This window comes from Mizugakiibacter sediminis (assembly GCF_000953855.2).
Taxonomy (GTDB): Bacteria; Pseudomonadota; Gammaproteobacteria; order Xanthomonadales; family Rhodanobacteraceae; genus Mizugakiibacter; species Mizugakiibacter sediminis.
Genome location: NZ_DF970189.1, coordinates 11,771 through 29,695 on the forward strand (window position 1 = coordinate 11,771; position 17,925 = coordinate 29,695).

The 17,925-nt window shown below is 72.1% G+C and carries 19 protein-coding genes and 1 riboswitch; of the genes, 7 read left to right on the forward strand and 12 right to left on the reverse strand.

Annotation, left to right across the window (positions count from 1 at the left end):
• From MBSD_RS07400 to rpoZ, 5 genes are all read right to left on the reverse strand, one after another.
• A partial coding sequence (locus tag MBSD_RS07400) for a nucleoside hydrolase (protein ID WP_062536509.1) occupies window positions 1-888 on the reverse strand: 888 nt, incomplete at its 3' end.
• A gap of 123 nt (window positions 889-1,011) precedes the next feature.
• On the reverse strand, window positions 1,012-3,123 hold the full coding sequence (gene recG, locus MBSD_RS07405; protein ID WP_062536511.1) for an ATP-dependent DNA helicase RecG: 2,112 nt from the start codon (window positions 3,121-3,123) through the stop codon (window positions 1,012-1,014).
• A 77-nt stretch (window positions 3,124-3,200) separates the two neighbouring features.
• The gene (locus MBSD_RS07410) at window positions 3,201-3,584 is read right to left on the reverse strand and encodes a RidA family protein (RefSeq protein WP_062536513.1); all 384 of its coding nucleotides are present in this window, start codon (window positions 3,582-3,584) and stop codon (window positions 3,201-3,203) included.
• Between the two features lie 157 nt (window positions 3,585-3,741).
• On the reverse strand, window positions 3,742-5,892 hold the full coding sequence (locus tag MBSD_RS07415; RefSeq protein WP_062536514.1) for a RelA/SpoT family protein: 2,151 nt from the start codon (window positions 5,890-5,892) through the stop codon (window positions 3,742-3,744).
• A 72-nt stretch (window positions 5,893-5,964) separates the two neighbouring features.
• A complete protein-coding gene (gene rpoZ / locus MBSD_RS07420; protein ID WP_062536516.1) occupies window positions 5,965-6,258 on the reverse strand; it encodes a DNA-directed RNA polymerase subunit omega in 294 nt (97 codons plus the stop codon).
• Window positions 6,259-6,441: 183 nt separating this feature from the next.
• Here rpoZ and MBSD_RS07425 point away from each other — a divergent pair, with 183 nt between their 5' ends.
• The gene (locus tag MBSD_RS07425; protein WP_237071763.1) at window positions 6,442-7,359 is read left to right on the forward strand and encodes an MlaA family lipoprotein; all 918 of its coding nucleotides are present in this window, start codon (window positions 6,442-6,444) and stop codon (window positions 7,357-7,359) included.
• An 82-nt stretch (window positions 7,360-7,441) separates the two neighbouring features.
• Here the strand turns inward: MBSD_RS07425 and MBSD_RS07430 are convergent, their stop codons facing one another.
• From MBSD_RS07430 to MBSD_RS07460, 7 genes are all read right to left on the reverse strand, one after another.
• The gene (locus MBSD_RS07430) at window positions 7,442-7,747 is read right to left on the reverse strand and encodes an STAS domain-containing protein (RefSeq protein WP_062536518.1); all 306 of its coding nucleotides are present in this window, start codon (window positions 7,745-7,747) and stop codon (window positions 7,442-7,444) included.
• Window positions 7,748-7,755: 8 nt separating this feature from the next.
• Window positions 7,756-8,406 carry an MlaC/ttg2D family ABC transporter substrate-binding protein gene (locus MBSD_RS07435; RefSeq protein WP_062536520.1) on the reverse strand — a complete coding sequence of 217 codons (651 nt, stop codon included), beginning with the start codon at window positions 8,404-8,406 and terminating at the stop codon, window positions 7,756-7,758.
• A gap of 29 nt (window positions 8,407-8,435) precedes the next feature.
• Window positions 8,436-8,951, reverse strand: a complete 516-nt coding sequence (gene mlaD, locus MBSD_RS07440) for an outer membrane lipid asymmetry maintenance protein MlaD (protein WP_062536522.1) — start codon at window positions 8,949-8,951, stop codon at window positions 8,436-8,438.
• Between the two features lie 10 nt (window positions 8,952-8,961).
• Complete coding sequence (gene mlaE, locus MBSD_RS07445) at window positions 8,962-9,732, reverse strand: lipid asymmetry maintenance ABC transporter permease subunit MlaE (RefSeq protein ID WP_062536524.1); 771 nt, start codon at window positions 9,730-9,732, stop codon at window positions 8,962-8,964.
• Window positions 9,729-10,547, reverse strand: a complete 819-nt coding sequence (locus MBSD_RS07450) for an ABC transporter ATP-binding protein (protein WP_201797465.1) — start codon at window positions 10,545-10,547, stop codon at window positions 9,729-9,731. Before MBSD_RS07450 ends, mlaE begins: the two co-directional genes overlap by 4 nt.
• A 115-nt stretch (window positions 10,548-10,662) precedes the next feature.
• Window positions 10,663-11,286, reverse strand: coding sequence for a guanylate kinase (gene gmk, locus MBSD_RS07455; protein WP_062536528.1), 624 nt, complete (start codon window positions 11,284-11,286; stop codon window positions 10,663-10,665).
• 268 nt (window positions 11,287-11,554) lie between these two features.
• Entirely contained in the window at window positions 11,555-12,415 is an 861-nt protein-coding gene (locus MBSD_RS07460; protein ID WP_062536530.1) for a YicC/YloC family endoribonuclease, read from the reverse strand.
• 207 nt (window positions 12,416-12,622) lie between these two features.
• On the opposite strand from MBSD_RS07460, the gene rph reads away from it, so the two are divergent.
• The 6 genes from rph to MBSD_RS07490 all read left to right on the forward strand — a co-directional run.
• Entirely contained in the window at window positions 12,623-13,351 is a 729-nt protein-coding gene (gene rph / locus MBSD_RS07465; RefSeq protein WP_062536532.1) for a ribonuclease PH, read from the forward strand.
• Between the two features lie 2 nt (window positions 13,352-13,353).
• Window positions 13,354-13,953: an RdgB/HAM1 family non-canonical purine NTP pyrophosphatase gene (gene rdgB / locus MBSD_RS07470; protein ID WP_062536534.1), complete on the forward strand. Its 600-nt coding sequence runs from the start codon at window positions 13,354-13,356 to the stop codon at window positions 13,951-13,953.
• Window positions 13,954-13,963: 10 nt separating this feature from the next.
• Entirely contained in the window at window positions 13,964-14,266 is a 303-nt protein-coding gene (locus MBSD_RS07475; protein ID WP_062536536.1) for an antibiotic biosynthesis monooxygenase family protein, read from the forward strand.
• A 75-nt stretch (window positions 14,267-14,341) separates the two neighbouring features.
• Complete coding sequence (hemW, locus tag MBSD_RS07480; RefSeq protein ID WP_062536538.1) at window positions 14,342-15,505, forward strand: radical SAM family heme chaperone HemW; 1,164 nt, start codon at window positions 14,342-14,344, stop codon at window positions 15,503-15,505.
• 58 nt (window positions 15,506-15,563) lie between these two features.
• Window positions 15,564-15,752: a CPXCG motif-containing cysteine-rich protein gene (locus tag MBSD_RS07485; RefSeq protein ID WP_062536540.1), complete on the forward strand. Its 189-nt coding sequence runs from the start codon at window positions 15,564-15,566 to the stop codon at window positions 15,750-15,752.
• A gap of 27 nt (window positions 15,753-15,779) precedes the next feature.
• A riboswitch (cobalamin riboswitch) is annotated at window positions 15,780-16,044 on the forward strand.
• A 124-nt stretch (window positions 16,045-16,168) separates the two neighbouring features.
• On the forward strand, window positions 16,169-17,925 hold a 1,757-nt coding region (locus MBSD_RS07490; protein ID WP_062536542.1), incomplete at its 3' end, for a TonB-dependent receptor domain-containing protein.

Sequence of the window (17,925 nt, forward strand, 5' to 3'; positions counted from 1 at the left end):
CTCGAAGCGTTCCTGGTCCACCTCGAGGACGATGCGCGCGTTGGCGGGCGCGCCCAGGCGGCGCTCCCAGTCGACCACGGTGGCGCCGCGGGTCAGACCGCCGTCCAGTTCCACGGCGACGTGGCGTTCCTCCGCCCGCCTGACGATCTCCGGCGCCAGCGCCACCGCCATCGCCAGCGCATCGGCGGCGAGCACGCCGGGCCGGCCGCGCGCGCGGTTGAACGCACGCGCCTTGCGCGAGATCGCCGCGTAGAAGCGCGCGCGCGGATCGGCGGCCGCCATCCAGCGCTCGAAGCGCTCGAAGTCGAGGGCGTGGCGCACCGTCGCCTCCCAGTCCACCAGGTCGAAGCGCGGGAAGCCGGTGAACACCACGTGCGCGGCCTCGGGATCGAAACCGGTGTTGAATTCGGCCGGCACCCGGTGGGTGTTGCCGCGGCCGGTGACGGCGCCGCCCATCACCACCAGCCGCGCGATGCGCGCAGGCAGCGCGGGGTCGAGCCGCAACGCCAGCGCCAGGTTGGTCAGCGGGCCGATCGCGACCAGCGTCAACCGGCCGGCGTGCGCGTGCGACAGGCGCAGCAGCGCCAGCGCGGCGGGTTCATCGGCCGCGCGACGCGCCGGCGCGCGGTAACCGGTGTCGCCGAAGCCGTCGCGCCCGTGCACGAAGGCGGCATCCGCCGCCGCGCGCACCAGCGGTCCGGCGGCGCCGGCGAACACCGGCGTGTCGACGCCGAGCGCCTCGGTCAGCTTGAGCGCGTTGCGTACGGTGTGCGCGAGACCGACGTTGCCCGCAGTGACGGTCAGCCCGGCGACCTCGCCGTGCGCGTGCGCCATCAGGATCGCCAGCGCATCGTCCACGCCGGGGTCGGTGTCGATGAGGAGGGGCATGGAGTTGGCAGACGGCAGACGGCAGACGGCAGACGGCAGACGGCAGACGGGAAGAGCATAGCAACCCGCGTCGCGCCGTCGGACGCGGCATCGCTTTCTTTCCCTTCTCCCCGCTCCCCGCCCTCACGCCCCCGCGTAGCGCGCCGCGCCGCCGATCCAGCGCGCGACCAGGCGCTCGGCCAGCGCGGGGTGTTGCACCAGCATCGCCTCGCCGACGCGCTGCACCGCCGGCAGCAGGCGCGCGTCGCGCGCCAGGTCGGCGATGCGGAAGGCGAGCTGGCCAGTCTGGCGCGTGCCGAGCAGTTCGCCGGGGCCGCGCAGCTCGAGGTCCTTCTCGGCGATGCGGAAACCGTCGTTGGTCTCGCGCATCACCTCCAGGCGCTGCCGCGCCAGCTGCGACAGCGGCGGACGGTACAGCAGCACGCAGCTCGAGGCGACGCTGCCGCGACCGACCCGGCCGCGCAGCTGGTGCAGCTGGGCGAGGCCGAGGCGCTCGGCGTTCTCGATCACCATCAGGCTGGCGTTCGGCACGTCCACGCCGACCTCGATCACCGTGGTGGCGACCAGCACGGCCAGCTCGCCGGCCTTGAAGGCGTCCATCACCGCCTGCTTGTCCTTCGGCTTCATGCGCCCGTGCACCAGGCCGATGCGCAGGCCGGGCAGCGCGGCGGTCAGCTCGGCGTAGGCCACCTCGGCGGCCTGCGCCTCGAGCTGTTCGCTTTCCTCGATCAGCGTGCACACCCAGTAGGCCTGGCGGCCCTCGGCGCAGGCGGCGCGGATGCGCTCGATCACCTCGCCGCGGCGCGCGTTCGAGATCGCCACCGTCTGCACCGGCGTGCGCCCGGGCGGCAGCTCGTCCAGCGCGGAGACGTCGAGGTCGGCGTAGGCGGTCATCGCCAGCGTGCGCGGGATCGGCGTCGCGGTCAGCACCAGCTGGTGCGGCACGCCGTCGCCGCGCGCGCCCTTGTCGCGCAGCGCCAGGCGCTGGTGCACGCCGAAGCGGTGCTGCTCGTCGACGATGGCCAGGCCGAGCCGCGCGAAGGCGACGCCCTCCTGCATCAGCGCGTGCGTGCCGATCGTCACCGGCGCGCCCTGCGCCACGGCGGCGAGCGCGGCCTTGCGCGCCCTGCCCTGCACCTTGCCGGCCAGCCACACCACGTCCACGCCGAGCGGCTCGAACCAGCCGCGGAAATTGCGCAGATGCTGCTCGGCCAGCAGCTCGGTCGGCGCCATCAGCGCCACCTGGTGGCCGCATTCGACCGCGGCCAGCGCCGCCAGCGCGGCGACCACGGTCTTGCCGGAGCCGACGTCGCCCTGCACCAGCCGCAGCATCGGCGCGGTGGCGGCGAGATCGCGTTCGATCTCCGCGCCGACACGCCGCTGCGCGCCGGTCAGCGCGAACGGCAGCCGCGCCAGCAGCGCCTTGCGCAGGCGGCCGTCGCCCGCCAGCGCCGGCGCGCGCAGCGCGCGCACCTGCGCGCGCAGGCGCTTCAGGCTGAGGTGATGGGTCAGCAGTTCCTCGAAGGCCAGGCGTTGCTGCGCCGGATGCGTGCCGAGCGTGAGCTGCGCGACGTCGGCGTCGGCGGGCGGCCGGTGCACGGTCAGCAGCGCCTCGCGCAGCGAGGACAGCGCCAGCGGCGCGCGCAGCGCCGCCGGGACCAGCTCCAGGCGGGCGTCGTCCGGCAGGCGCAGCAGCGCCTTGGCGATCACGCCGGCGATGCGCTTCTGGCCGAGGCCTTCGGTGGTCGGATAGACGGGCGTCAGGCGCTCCTCGACCGGCGCCGACGCCTCGCCGGCGATGCGCTCGTACTGCGGATGCACCATCTCCGGCCCGTTGGCGCCGAGGCGCACCTCGCCGTAGCAGCGCAGTCGCGTGCCCGGCGCGAGTTGCTCGACCTGCGCGCGGCGGAAATGGAAGAAGCGCAGCACCAGCGTCGCCGCGGAATCGTCGGTCAGCGCGACCTTCAACTGCGGGCGGTAGCGGAAGCCGGTCTCGACCGCCTCGACGCGGCCCTCCACCTGCGCGCTCTGCCCGGGCCTGAGTTCGCGGATCGGCGTGAGGCGGGTGCGGTCCTCGTAGCGCAGCGGCAAGTGGAACCACAGGTCCTGCACGCGCTCGAGCCCCAGCCGCGCCAGCGCCTGCGCCAGCGCGGGACCGACGCCGGGCAGCGTGGACACCGGCTGCAGGCCGGGATCCTCGGCGGCGGCGAGCGGAGCGCGGGCGGGCGACGTCATCGTCGCGCAAGGGTAGCCGAGCGGCGCGCCCTCGCGTAGCGGCGTGCGGCGGCGCCCCGCGTAAGGGGGCGCCTACTTCAGTCCAGCGCCAGGATCGCGTCGACCTCGACCGCCGCCCCGCGCGGCAGCGCGGCGACGCCGATGGTGGAACGCGCCGGGTACGGCTGCTTGAAGTACTCGGCCATCACCGCGTTGACCGCGGCGAAGTGGCCGAGGTCGGTGAGATAGATGCCGACGCGCACGACCTGGTCCAGCGAACCGCCGGCCGCGGCGCATACCGCGCGCAGATTGTCGAACACGCGCCGCGCCTGCGCGGCGATGTCGCCCGTCACCAGCTCGCCCCTGGCGGGATCGAGCGGGATCTGCCCGGACAGATACACTGTGTTGCCGGCGCGCACGGCCTGCGAATAGGGGCCGATCGCGGCGGGCGCCTGGTCGGTGGCGACGATGCTGCGGGTCATGGGGGCCTCGGGAGACGGGAGACGGGAGACGGGAGACGGGAGACGGGAGACGGGAGACGGCGAAAGCGTAACAAGAACGTCGTCATGCCGGCACAAGGCGGCATCCGGCAACTTTGCCGCCGACATGGCGGACATGCGGCCGCCTCCCGCTCCCACCTCACATCGGATGCCGATACACCCCGTTGACCGCCCCCGCGCGGCGCACGCGGCGCATCACGTCGGCGAGGTGCTTGCGGTTCTTCACCTCGATGGTGAACACCAGGGTGGCCGAGACCATGTCGCGCTCGCTGTATTCGACGTTCTCGATGTTGGAACCGCTCTCGGCGATCGCCGCGGCCACCGTCGCCAGCACGCCGGGCTTGTTCGCCACCTCGACGCGCAGCTCGACCTTGTAGTCGCCCTGCACCTCGCGTTCCCATTCGATCTCGACGCGGCGCTCCGGCGTCTTCGCCAGCTCGGCGACGTTGGGGCAGCCGGCCTGGTGCACGACGATGCCCTTGCCGGCGGAGAGGTAGCCGACGATGTCGTCGCCCGGCAGCGGGTGGCAGCAGTTGGCGAACGACAGCACGCCGCGCTCGGCGCCGCTGATGCGGATCTTCTCCTTGGCGCGCGCGCGCCGCGCGCCCTGCGCGCCGCCCTGCGCGGCGACCAGCTGCGCGGCCACCTGGTCCGGCATGCGGTTGCCGAGCGCGAGGTCGGCCAGCAGTTCCTCCAGGCGCTTGAGCTTCTGCTCCTCGAGGTAGCGCTCGATCACCGACGGCGGGATCGCGTCCAGGCTGGCGCCCTGCGCGTCCAGCGCGCGGTCGAGCATGCGGTGGCCGAAGTCGACCGCGTCCTCGTGCTGCAGGCGCTTCAGGTAGTGGCGGATCGCCGTGCGCGCCTTGCTGGTCACCACCGATTCCAGCCACTGCGGATTCGGCGCGGCCGAGGGCGCGGTGATCACCTCCACGCTCTGCCCGGACACCAGCGGCGTGCGCAGCGGCACCAGTCGCTTGTCGACGCGCGCCGCCACGGCGTGACTGCCAACGTCGGTGTGCACCGCGTAGGCGAAGTCGAGCACGGTGGCGTTGCGCGGCAGCGCGAGGATGTCGCCGCGCGGCGTGAACAGGTAGACCTCGTCGGGGAACAGGTCGACCTTGACGTTCTCGATGAATTCCAGCGAGGAGGCCTCGCCCGCCTGGCGGTCGGCGAGGCCGGTCAGCCATTCGCGGGCGCGCGCCTGCGCGTTGTTGGCCGGGCCGGAATCGGTCTTGTAGATCCAGTGCGCGGCGACGCCGCGCTCGGCCACGGTGTCCATGTCCTCGGTGCGGATCTGGATCTCGATCGGCGCGCCGAACGGGCCGAACAGCACGGTATGCAGCGACTGGTAGCCGTTCGCCTTGGGGATGGCGATGAAGTCCTTGAAGCGGCCGTCGACAGGCTTGTACAGCGCGTGCACCGCGCCCAGCGCCTGATAACAGTGCATCACGCTGTCGGTGACCACGCGGAAGCCGTAGACGTCCATCACCTGCGCGAACGACTTGTGGTCGTTGCGCATCTTCGTGTAGATGCTGTACGGCGATTTCACCCGGCTGACCACGCGCACCGGGATGTGTTCGGCGGCCAGCCGCGCCTGCAGCGCGGCCTCGATCCGGCTCATCGCCTCGCGGCGGTTGCCGAGCGCGCTGCGGATGCGCGCGGCGATCACGCGGTGGCGGTCGGGGTACAGCGCGCGGAAGCCGAGATCCTGCAGCTCGGCCTTGATGCGGTTCATGCCGAGCCGCTGGGCGATCGGCGCGTAGATCTCCAGCGTCTCGCGGGCGATGCGCCGGCGCGCCTCGGCGTCCTGCGCCTCCAGCGTGCGCATGTTGTGCAGGCGGTCGGCCAGCTTGATCAGGATCACGCGCAGGTCGCGCGCCATCGCCAGCAGCATCTTGCGGAAGCTCTCCGCGGTCGCCTCCTGGCGGCTGCTGAAGCGCACCTTGTCCAGCTTGGTGACGCCGTCGACCAGCTCGGTGACGGTGGTGCCGAACTCGGCCTCGAGTTCGGCGCGCGTCAGCGCGGTGTCTTCCAGGGTGTCGTGCAGGATCGCGGCGATGATCGTTTCCGCATCCATGCCGAGTTCGGCGAGGATGCTGGCCACCGCGATCGGATGGGTGATGTAGGGTTCGCCGCTCTTGCGCAGCTGACCGGCGTGCGCGCGCGCGCCGACCTCGTAGGCGCGGCGCGTGCGCTGCACCTGCTCGGGGGTCAGGTAGCCGGCGAGGCGCTGCTGCAGCGCCTCCAGGCCGGGCAACGCCGCCTCTTGCGCGGCGGCGAGGCCGATCACCGCCGCCCCCGCCGTTCCGCGCGGAGCTCCGGAATCATGCCGACGCGATCGACGCACGGCGGCGACCGTGGCTCAGAGGTCGTCGCCGCCCTTGGACAGATCGTCGTCCACCTCGGCGGCGGCCCATTCCAGCGCCTCGCGCTCGGCGCGCTCGCGCTCGACACGGTCGATCTCCTCGATCAGCGCGTTGTCGACGCTGCGCGCGGCGATCTCGCGCAGGGCGAGCACCGTGGGCTTGTCGTTGTTGGCCTCGACGCGGGGTTCGGCGCCCTTGGCGAGCTGCCGCGCGCGCTTGGTGGCCATCAACACCAGTTCGAAGCGGTTGTCGACCACCTCGAGGCAATCCTCGACGGTAATGCGTGCCATATCAAAACCTTGTCGTATCAGAAACTTGGGGCCAAGTTACAGTCTAGCCGGCCGGAGACGCCCGTGGCAATGCGCAGTGCGGACCGTTCAGCCGCCGCATGTACAATCGCCGCTTCGCGTGCCGCTTGAATGCGGTCGCGACCACCGCCACCTGCGACCGACGCCATCCCTGCAGGAAGCCCGATGACCGACCGCCTCGCCCCGATGCCGCGGATCTTGCGCCGTGCCGCCTTGCTCGGCGCCGTCGCCCTGTTGGCAGGCTGCGCGATCGCGCAGCCGCGCACCGACGATCCCTGGGAAAAGTTCAACCGCAAGAGCTACGCCTTCAACGAGGCGGTCGACAAAGCGGTGATCCGCCCGGTCGCGGTGGGCTACCGCAAGGTGACCACGCCCAACATGCGCCGCGTGGTCAACAACTTCTTCACCAACATCCGCCAGCCGATCACCATCGCCAATGACCTGCTGCAGATCGAGCCGGTGCCGGCGCTGAAGAGCACCGGCCGCTTCCTGGTCAATCTCACGGTCGGCATCGGCGGCCTGTTCGATCCGGCCAGCAAGCTCGGCCTGCCGCTGGACGAAACCGACTTCGGCGTCACCCTGGCCCGCTGGGGCGTTCCGGACGGTCCGTTCATGGTGCTGCCGTTCGTCGGCCCGACCACCGTGCGCGACGTCTGGCACCTGCCGGTGGACAGCTACTTCTTCGATCCGATGGCGCGCTTCGCCCGCGACCACGACTACCGCTACCAGGCGCAGTACTGGCCGCAACTGCTCTATCTGGTCACGCTGCGCGCCGGCGCGATCGACGCCGAGAGCTTCCTCGAGTCGGCCTACGACCCCTACGTGTTCACGCGCGACGCCTACCGGCAACGCCGCGTCTACCTGATCTATCGCGGCAACCCGCCGGCCGAGGTGATCGAGCACCTGCAGGGCATCGGCGCCGACGACTTCGATCCCGACAAGCTGCTCGAGCAGCAGCACGACTGGGAAAAGCAACAGCAGCCGCAGACCGAGCCGAAGAAGGACGGCGGCGGCCCTGCGCCGGCCGGCGACGAAGCGCAGCCGGCCGCCGCCCGCAGCAGCGGCGCGCCGACGCCGGGCTGATTCCGCCGCGGGCCGCGCAAACGCCAACGGCACCCGTGGGGCGCCGTTGGCGTTTGCGCATCGTTGCAGGCCCTGCGGCGGATCAGGCCGCGTCCAGCAGCGCCTCGACCTCGCACACCCGCGCCAGCGCGCGCAGCCCGGGCGGAAGATTCGTCACCGTGAGCGCGCGCCCGGCGCGGCGCGCGCGCGCCAGCAGCGCCAGCACGCAGGCCAGCCCCGCGCTGTCGGTCGCCTGCACGCCGCCGAGGTCGAGCCGGGCCGGCGCGCCGTCCGCCAGCGCGGCGCCGGCCTGCCGCAGCGCGCCGGCGGCGGTGGCGAAGGTCAGCGCGCCGGACAGCGCCAGCGTGCCGTCGTCGTGGCGGTTCACCTGCAGCGCGGCGTCGGCCATGGCGGCGCTCAGTGGCTGTTGGCCTGCTGCGCGTTCTGCTGCAGCGTGTCGAGCGCCTTCTCGCCCTGCGTCTCCAGCCGCGTGATCAGGCCGTCGATGCCTTCCTTCTTGATCTCGGCGTCGACCTGGTTGCGGTAGTTGGACACGTAGGAGATGCCCTCGATGATCACGTCGTAGGCCTTCCAGTCGCCGTCGCGGGTCTTGCGGAAGGCGTAGTCGACCGACACCGTCTTGCCGTCGTCCAGCACCACCTGGGTCTGCACGATCGAGCGCTTGTCGTTGAGGTCGCCCTTGAACGGCAGCACCTTCACGCGGCCGCGTGTGTAGTTCAGCAGGCCCTCGGCGTAGCGGTGGGTGATCGAGTTGTAGAACGCCTTGGCGAAGCGCTCGCGCTGCGCGGGCGTGGCCTCGCGCGCGTGCATGCCCAGCACCAGGATCGAGGCGTAGTCGATGTCGAAGTGCGGCAGGAAGGTGTCGTCGATGATCTTGATCATCGCTTCCTTGTCGGCCTTCAGCTCCTGCTGGTGACCTTCGATGGCCTTCGACAGGTCGTCGGCGATGGTCTGCACGACCTGTTGCGGCGGCATCGGATCGGCCAGCGCCGGGGCGGCGGCCGCGGCGACGGTCAGAGCGAAAGCGGAAAGCAGGGTGCGCAACATGGGGAAGGTTCTCCTCGGCGCCGGCCGGTTCAGGAACCGCCGGCGGGCTTGTGGTCCTGCGCGTTGGCGGCAGGCTTCTTGCTGGCGTCGCCCGAGCCGTTGACCAGGAACTTGCCGATCAGGTCCTCGAGCTGCAGCGCCGACTGGGTGAGGACCAGTTCGTCGCCGTCCTTCAGCATCTCCGGCGAGCCGCCGGGCTGGATGCCAACGTACTGATCGCCCAGTAAACCGCTGGTGAATATCACCGCGGAGGAATCGTCGGGGATGTCGTGGTAGCGCTTGTCGATGCTGAGCGTCACCAGCGCGTCCAGCTTGTCCGGCTCGAGCTGCACCGACGACACCGAGCCGATGCGCACGCCGGCGATCTTCACCGGCGCGCGCAGCTTCAACTGGCCGACGTTGCCGAAGCGCGCCTTGACCGTGTAGCTGTCGCCCTGGCGGTAGTTGGCGACGCTGGTGGTCTGGGTGGCGAGGTAGGCCAGCGCGGCGAAGCCGAGCAGGATGAACAGGCCGGTGCCGACGGCGTAGGAGCGTCTCTGCGTCACGGCGCGATCCTCACATCAGGAATGCGGTAAGCACGAAGTCCAGCGCCAGCACGACGATGGACGAGAACACCACCGTGCGGGTGGTGGCATAGGCCACGCCCTCGCTGGTCGGCGGCGTGGTGTAGCCCTGGAACACGGCGATCAGCGTGACCACGGCGCCGAAGGCGAGGCTTTTCCAGACGCCGTTGATCACGTCCGCCCAGACCTCGACGTTGGCGGTCATGTTCCCCCAGAAGGTGCCGTTGTCGACGCCCAGCCAGGTGACGCCGACCAGGTGGCCGCCGAAGATGCCGAGCGCGTTGAACACGCAGGCCAGGATCGGCATGGCGATCACGCCGGCGAGGAAGCGCGGCGCGACCACGTAGGCGACCGGATCCACCGCCATCATCTCCATCGCGGCGAGCTGGTCGGTGGCGCGCATCAGGCCGATCTCGGCGGTGATCGAGGTGCCGGCGCGGCCGGCGAACAAGAGCGCGGTGACCACCGGCCCGAGCTCGCGGAACAGGCTCAGCGCCACCACCGTGCCCAGCGCCGCGGTGCCGCCGAAGATCGACAGCGTGTGGTAGAGCTGCAGCGCCAGCACCATGCCGACGAACAGGCCGCAGGTCATGATGATCACCAGGCTCATCGCGCCGACGAACCAGATCTGGCGCACCGTCTCGCGGAAATGGCGCAGGCTCTTCGGCACGGCGCCGAGGATGGTGAAGAAGAACAGGCCGGCGGCGCCGATCTGGGCCAGCGCGTCCGTGACGTAGCCGTCGCGCAGGAAACGTGCGTTCATGCCGCGCTCCCGTCGAAGCCGAGGTCGTGCGCGTAGTCGCCGGCCGGATAGTGGAACGGCACCGGGCCGTCCGCCTCGCCACCGAAGAACTGCTTCGTCCAGTCCGACTCGCCGCGCGCCAGCTCGTCCGGCGCGCCGGCCGCCACGATCTTGCCGTTGGCCAGCAGGTGCACGCGGTCGGCGACGCGGCGCACCGCGCTCAGCTCGTGCGCGACCAGGATGCTGGTGATGCCGAGCGTCTGGTTGAGCGTGCGGATCAGCTTCAGCACCTGGTTCAGCGCGATCGGGTCGAGGCCGACGAACGGCTCGTCGTAGAGGATCAGCATCGGATCGAACACGATCGCGCGCGCCAGCGCCACGCGTCGTGCCATGCCGCCGGACAGCTCGCTGGGCATCAGCCGCGCGGCGCCGCGCAGGCCGACCGCCTGCAGCTTGGTCAGCACGATGTTGCGCACCAGCTCTTCCGGCAGCCGGGCGTGCTGGCGTAGCGGGAAGGCGACGTTCTCGAACACGTCGAAGTCGGTCAGCAGCGCGGAATTCTGGAACAGGTAGCCGATGCGCTCGCGCAGCGCGAACAGCGCGTCGCGACCCAGCGTCGGCACGTTGCTGCCATCGACCCACACCTCGCCGGCGTCCGGGCGCATCTGCCCGGTGATGTGCTTCAGCAGCGTGGTCTTGCCGGTGCCGCTCGGCCCCATCACCGCGGTGATGCTGCCGCGCGGGATGTCGAGGTCGAGGCCGTCGAAGATGACCTTGTCGCCCAGCCGCGTGCTGAGACCGCGCACGCGCACCAGCGGTTCGGCGGATCGTGACATCGGGATCTCGGACATGGCGGTCGGGGGTGCGGCCGCGGACGGCGCAATCGGAACAACTTACCCGAGCCGGCGCCGGGCGCCAAGCGGCGCGGCGCCGGCCGCGCCGCGCGATTCATCACGCCTTAAGCAGCTCCTCGATCAGCGCGGCGTGGCGCGCGCGCTGCAGCGGCTGGCGCAGGCGCGTGGCGCGCACGATCGCCTGCAGGTCGGCCAGGGCGTCCTCGAAGCGGTCGTTGACCAGGATGTAGTCGAACTCGGGCGCGTGCGAGATCTCCTCGCGCGAGTTGGCCAGGCGCCGCGCGATGGTCGCCTCGCTGTCGGTGGCGCGCGCGCGCAGGCGGCGCTCCAGCTCGGCGCGCGAGGGCGGCAGGATGAAGATGGTGACGCAATCAGGTTTGGCCGCGCGCACCGTGCGCGCGCCCTGCCAGTCGATCTCCAGCAGCACGTCGCGGCCGGCGGCCAGCAGCGGCTCGACGGCGGTGCGCGCGGTGCCCTTGCGGTCGCCGTGCACGTCGGCGTACTCGAAGAAATCGCCGGCGGCGGCCATGGCGTCGAAGGTGGCGCGGTCGACGAAGTGGTAGTGCTTGCCGTCGGACTCGCCCGGCCGCGGCGCGCGGTCGGTGTAGGAGATCGACAGCGAGATGTCGGGCTCGCGCGCCAGCAGCGCGTTGACCAGGGTCGATTTGCCGGCGCCGGAGGGCGCGGCGACGATGAACAGGATGCCGGGGACGGGGGTCATCGCGACACGACGCTCCGCGAAAGCACGACGTTCGCCGCGCACGCGACTCGCTCGTCTCCCTCTCCCCGGCGGGGTGAGGGGGAGCCGGCCGCAGGGCGGCGGGTTCTGTTGAAGACATGCGCGTGCGGTGCGGGCAAAAGCGCCTCCTCACCCTTTGCCCTCTCCCCCAAGCAGGCCTGGGGGAGGGGGGAACGCGTGGTGCCGTGCGGATATGCGCCGGCACACATGGCGGAATTCGTCGTGGTCGCAGGTTTCGGCATGCGCGGGATTACTCGATGTTCTGCACCTGCTCGCGGATCTGCTCGATCAGCACCTTCAGCTCGACCGAGGCGCGCGTGGTGCGCGGATCGACCGATTTCGAGCCGAGCGTGTTGGCCTCGCGGTTGAACTCCTGCATCAGGAAGTCCAGGCGGCGGCCGACCGCCTCCTCGAGGCCGAGCACGCGGCGCGCCTCGGCGACGTGGGCGGCGAGGCGGTCCAGTTCCTCGTCGACGTCGATGCGCTGCACCTGCAGCACCAGCTCCTGCTCCAGGCGGCCCGGATCGAGCGGCTGTTTCAGTTCGGCGAGACGCTGCTCCAGGCGCGCGCGCAGGGCGGCGCGGATTTCCGGCAGCCAGGCGCGCACGTCGGCGACGATGCGTTCCACCGCGCCCAGGCGTTCGGCGATCGCCGCGCGCAGCTTGTCGCCCTCGCGCTCGCGGGTGGCGACGAACTCGTCCAGCGCGCGACCCAGCACCGCCAGCGCGGCGGCGGCGAGGCCTTCCTGGTCCAGCTCCGGCTTGACCAGCAGCCCCGGCCAGGCCAGCAGCGTGGCGAAATCGGTGTGCATGCCGGGAAAGCGGTTGCGCAGCTCGTGCGCCAGCGCGGCCATGCGCGCGGCGACCGCGTCGTCGAGGCGCAGCTCGGCCGCCCCCTGCGGCGCGCGGTAGCGGAAGGTGAGATCGACCTTGCCGCGCGACAGCCGCGCCGTCACCTGTTCGCGTAGCTGCGACTCCAGCGACCGCAGCTCGTCGGGCAGGCGCGGATTGATCTCGAGGTAGCGGTGGTTGACCGCGCGCAGCTCGCAGGCGAGCCAGCCTTGGGGCGTAGTCGCCTCGGCGCCCGCGAAGGCGGTCATGCTGCGGATCATGCGCGTGGTCCCCTGCTTTGACGGTAAGGGCATGAACGGTTCGCCGACGGCCGGCGGCGCATCCCTCGTCCCCTCGAGTCGAGGGACGCGTGCGGCGGATGCACGCACCACGTGGCGGACGAAGCGCGGCCGATCATGCCCGGAAGGCGGTCCCCAAAGGGGCAATGGTAAACTCGCCGACCCGCATTCCCCAAGTCACGCCCGCGCATGAACGCCTTCTCGCGCCCCAGCGGCCGCGCCCCGGACCAGTTGCGCCCGGTCAGCATCGAGCGTCACTACACCCGCCACGCGGAAGGTTCCGTGCTGGTCTCGTTCGGCGACACCAAGGTGCTGTGCACCGCCAGCGTCGAGGACCGCGTGCCGGCCTGGCTGCGCGGCAAGGGCGAAGGCTGGGTCACCGCCGAATACGGCATGCTGCCGCGCGCCACCCGGGAACGCACGCAGCGCGAGGCGGCGCGCGGCGGCCAGGGTGGCCGCACCATGGAGATCCAGCGCCTGATCGGCCGCGCGCTGCGCGCCTGCGTCAACCGCGCCGCGCTGGGCGAGCGCGTGATCACGCTGGACTGCGACGTGCTGCAGGCCGACGGCGGCACGCGCACCGCGGCGATCACCGGCGCCTACGTCGCGCTGGTCGACGCCGTCGATGGCCTGCTGAAGCGCAACGTGCTCGGCCGCAACCCGATCCACGGCGCGGTCGCCGCGGTCTCGGTGGGCATCTGGCGCGGCGTGCCGATCGTCGACCTCGACTACGCCGAGGACGTCGCCTGCGACACCGACATGAACGTGGTGATGAACGACGGCGGCGGTTTCATCGAGGTGCAGGGCACCGCCGAGGGTCACGCCTTCCGCCGCGACGAGCTGGACGCGCTGCTGGCGCTGGCCGGCAAGGCGATCGGCGAGCTGGTGGCGCTGCAGCGCGAGGCGCTGGCGCGTTGAAGATGCGCCGCATCGTGCTCGCCAGCGGCAACCGCGGCAAGCTGGCCGAGCTGAACGCGCTGCTGGCGGACAGCGGCATCGCGCTGGTCGCGCAGGCCGAGCTCGGCGTGCCCGACGCCGAGGAGACCGGCCTGAGCTTCGTCGAGAACGCGATCCTGAAGGCGCGCCACGCCGCGCGCCTGACCGGCCTGCCCGCGCTGGGCGACGATTCCGGCCTGTGCGTGGATGCGCTGGGCGGCGCGCCGGGCCTGTATTCGGCGCGTTACGCCGGCAGGCACGGCGACGACGGCGCCAACATCGCGCGCCTGCTGCGTGAACTCGCCGGCGTGCCGCAAGCGCAGCGACGCGCGCACTTCCACTGCTGCATCGCGCTGCTGGCGCACGCCGACGACCCGGCGCCGCTGATCGCCGAAGGCCGCTGGCACGGCCGCATCCTCGAGGCGCCGCGCGGCACCCGCGGCTTCGGCTACGACCCGGTGTTCCTCGATCCCGCGCACGACGCCAGCGCCGCCGAACTCGATCCGGCGCTGAAGAACCGCATCAGCCACCGCGGCCGCGCGCTGGCCGCGCTGCGCGCGCGGCTGGCCGGGACGGATTTCTGAGGCCCCCGCCATGTACGTGATCGTGTGGGAGTACGAGGTGCGCGCCGGTGCCGCGGCGGCGTTCGAGCGGCTGTACGGCGCCGACGGCGGCTGGGCGGCGCTGTTCCGCCGCCATCCCGGCTACCTCGGCACCGAGCTGCTGGGCGACGCGCAGGCGCCGGGCCGTTACCTGACGATCGACCGCTGGCGCTCGCCGGCCGAGTACCAGGCCTGCCTCGCCGCGGCGCGCGCCGATTACGCGACGCTGGACGCCGAAGGCGACGCGTTGACGCTGCACGAGCGCTGCCTGGGGCGTTTCCGGGCGCCGGATTGAGCGCGCGCCGGCGCATCCAATATTCGACGGCGGGTTGCGCCGCCTGCGGCGGCGAACCCGCCCTACACTACGACGATGATCCATCCTGCCCCGCCGCTGGCGCTGTACGTGCACCTGCCGTGGTGCGTGAGGAAGTGCCCGTACTGCGACTTCAACTCGCACCCGCAGCGCGGCGCGCTGCCGTACGACGCCTACGTCGACGCGCTGCTGGCCGACCTCGACGGCGACCTGCGCGATTTCGGCGACGCCGCCGCCGGGCGCGAACTGGTCAGCATCTTCTTCGGCGGCGGCACGCCTAGCCTGTTCCCGGCCGACGCGATCGCGCGCCTGCTGGAGGGCGTCGCCGCGCGGCTGCCGCTGGCGGACGGCATCGAAGTCACGCTGGAGGCCAATCCGGGCACGGTCGAGCACGGCCGCTTCGAAGGTTACCGCGCGGCCGGCGTCAACCGCCTGTCGATCGGCGTGCAGAGCTTCGACGACGGCATGCTGGCGCGGCTGGGCCGCATCCACTCATCCGGCGAGGCCGAGCGCGCCGTGCAGGAGGCGCGCGACGCCGGCTTCGACAACCTCAACCTCGACCTGATGTACGCGCTGCCGCAGCAGGATCTGGCCGGCGCGCTGGCCGACATCGAGCGCGCGATCGCGCTGGCGCCGGCGCACATTTCGCACTACCAGCTGACGCTGGAACCGAACACCGCCTTCGCCGCCAGCCCGCCGCCGCTGCCCGAACACGACGAGGCCTGGGCGATGCAGGAGGCCTGCCAGGCGCGCCTCGCCGCGGCCGGCTACGCGCAGTACGAAGTGTCGGCGTATGCGCGCGACGGCCGCCGCTGCACGCACAACCTGAACTACTGGCGTTTCGGCGACTACCTCGGCATCGGCGCCGGCGCGCACGGCAAGCTGAGCGGCGCGGGCGGCGTGCGCCGGCGCTGGAAGACGCGCCACCCGGCCGCGTATCTCCGCGATGCCGCCACGCCGGCGCGCATCGGCGGCGACGCCTGCGTGCCGGCCGCCGAGCTGCCCTTCGAGTACATGCTGAACGCACTGCGCCTGATCGACGGCGTGCCCGCCGCCGACGCCGCGGCGCGCACCGGCCTCGACGCGGCGGCGTTCGCGCCGGCGCTGCGGACGGCGCAGGCGCGCGGCTGGCTGGAAACGGTCGACGGCATGCTGCGCGCCACGCCGCTCGGCCAGCGCTTCCTCAACGACGTGATCGCACTGTTCCTGCCGCCGCGCTGACGCCGGCATCGCGCCGGCGGCCTACAATGCCCCCGCGCACCTTCGCGGAGCCGCCGCCATGCTCGAATCCGTCACCCTCACCTGCCCCTACTGCGGCGAGGACTTCGAGACTCGCGTGGACGCCTCGGCCGGCAGCCAGGCCTACGTCGAGGACTGCCCGGTGTGCTGCCGGCCGATCGAGATCGGCCTCGACGTCGGCGTCGAGGGCACCATCGTCGGCGTGCACGCGCGCAGCGACCGCGACTGAGATTTGACCCCTGCGCACGGAACGCGTAAACTGCGCCCCGCCTCAGGTGCCCGGCCGCGCTGCGTCCGGGTGAAACGGGAAGCCGGTGCGAGTGCCCTTGCGATCGACCGCGATCGCGAGGATCGAAATGCGGCCGTCCTTGCCGCACGCTCAAAGCCGGCGCTGCCCCCGCAACGGTAGGCGCGCGAAAACCAGACCACATCGCCACTGCGCAGGGCGCGGGAAGGCGGTCCGGCCGATGCCCCGGCATCCGCGCGCGAGCCCGGAGACCGGCCTGCGGTACGGCGTCCGCCGGACGCCGTGGATGCCAGGCGTCGCGGCGGGCGGCGGTCGGGTGCGCGGACCCGTCCGCCGCCTTGCCGGTTCCTCCGTCCCGCGTCTGGTCGCGGGTGAGCGAAAGCAAGAGGAACCGAACCGTGTGGAAACCTGCCCTGCCGGCGTTCGCGCTGGCCGCCGCGTGCGCCGCCGCGCACGCCCAGACCGTCGCCGACCAGCCGGAAATCGTCGTCACCGCCTCGCGCGTGGCGACCACCGTCGACGCCACCCTGGCCGACGTCAGCGTGATCACGCGCGCCGACATCGACGCCAGCGGCGCCCCCGACCTCTACGAACTGCTGCGCATGCAGGCCGGCGTCGACATCGCCCGTTCGGGCGGGCCCGGCCAGCAGACCGCGGTATTCCTGCGCGGCGGCAATTCCAACCACGTGCTGGTGCTGATCGACGGCGTGCGCGCCGCTTCCGCCAACACCGGCGCCATCGACTGGTCGCAACTGCCGCTGGACGCGGTCGAGCGCATCGAGATCGTGCGCGGCCCGCGCGCCAGCTACTGGGGCTCGGACGCGATCGGCGGCGTGATCCAGATCTTCACGCGCAAGCTCGACGGCCCGCGCGCCGCCGTGCGGTACGGCAGCTACCAGGACGCGGCCGGCAGCGCCGGCATCGGCCGCTGGGACGAACGGGGCGGCTTCAGCGTGCAGGCCGGGCTGCGCCACGTCACCGGCTTCTCCGCGCAGAACCCGCAGGGCTTCTCCTTCGATCCCGACGACGACGGCTACCGCAACAAGAACCTGGCCGCGCAGGGCGCCTGGCGCCTCGGCACGCAACTGCTGTCCGCCGCGCTGCTGCGCAGCGACGGCGAGAACGACTTCGACCAGGGCCGCTCCCGCGTGATCGAGCAGTCGGCGGGCATCAGCCTGGACGGCACGCTGGCGGAAGGCTGGACGCATCGCCTGAGTTTCGGCAGCGAACGCGATGCGCTGCGCACGCCGGATTTCTTCTCGCTGGCGAAGTCGCACCGCGAAAGCCTGACCTGGCAGAACACCTTCGCGCTGACGGCGCGGCAACGGCTGATCGCCGGCCTCGAGTACGTGCGCGAGCACGGCGAGGAGCGCGACACCTTCGCCGACGCCGTGCAGTTCGCCGACAGCCGCCACAACGCGGCCGCGTTCGCCGGCTGGCAGGGCGGCGCCGGCCGCTTCGACTGGGAGCTGGCCGCGCGCCGCGACCAGAACAGCGAATTCGGCGGCGCCACCACCGGCTCGGCCGCGCTCGGCCTACGCCTGAGCGACTGGGCGCGTCTGACCGGCAGCTGGGGCAAGGCCTTCCGCGGCCCCAGCCTCAGCGAGCAGTTCTCGCCGGGCTTCGGCGGCCTGTTCGCCGGCAACCCGCAGCTGAGGCCGGAGCGCTCGCACAGCGGCGAGCTGGCGCTGGAGCTGACGCCGACGCCCGCGCTGCGCGCCAAGCTGGCCGCCTACCGCACCGACGTCCGCGACCTGATCGACTTCACCGGCGCGGACTTCCGGGCCGAGAACACGGATCGCGCGCGCATCGACGGCACCGAACTGGAGCTCGATTGGCGCGGCGGCGCCTGGGGCGTCAGCGCCGGCGCCGCCTGGCAGCACGCGCGCGACGCCGAAACCGGCACGCCGCTGCTGCGCCGCCCGCGGCACAAGGGCAACCTGCTGCTGACGCGCGCGTTCGGCGCGCGCGTCGACGCCGGCGTCGAGCTGGTCGCCGCCTCGCCCAGCCCGGATTTCGGCGGCGCGCTGCCCGGCTACGCGATCTTCAACGCGCGCCTCGGCATCGCGCTCGCGCCGGCCTGGCGTCTGCAACTGCGCGCGGAGAACCTCGGCGACCGCGATTACGCGCTGATCCGCGGCTTCAACACGCCGGG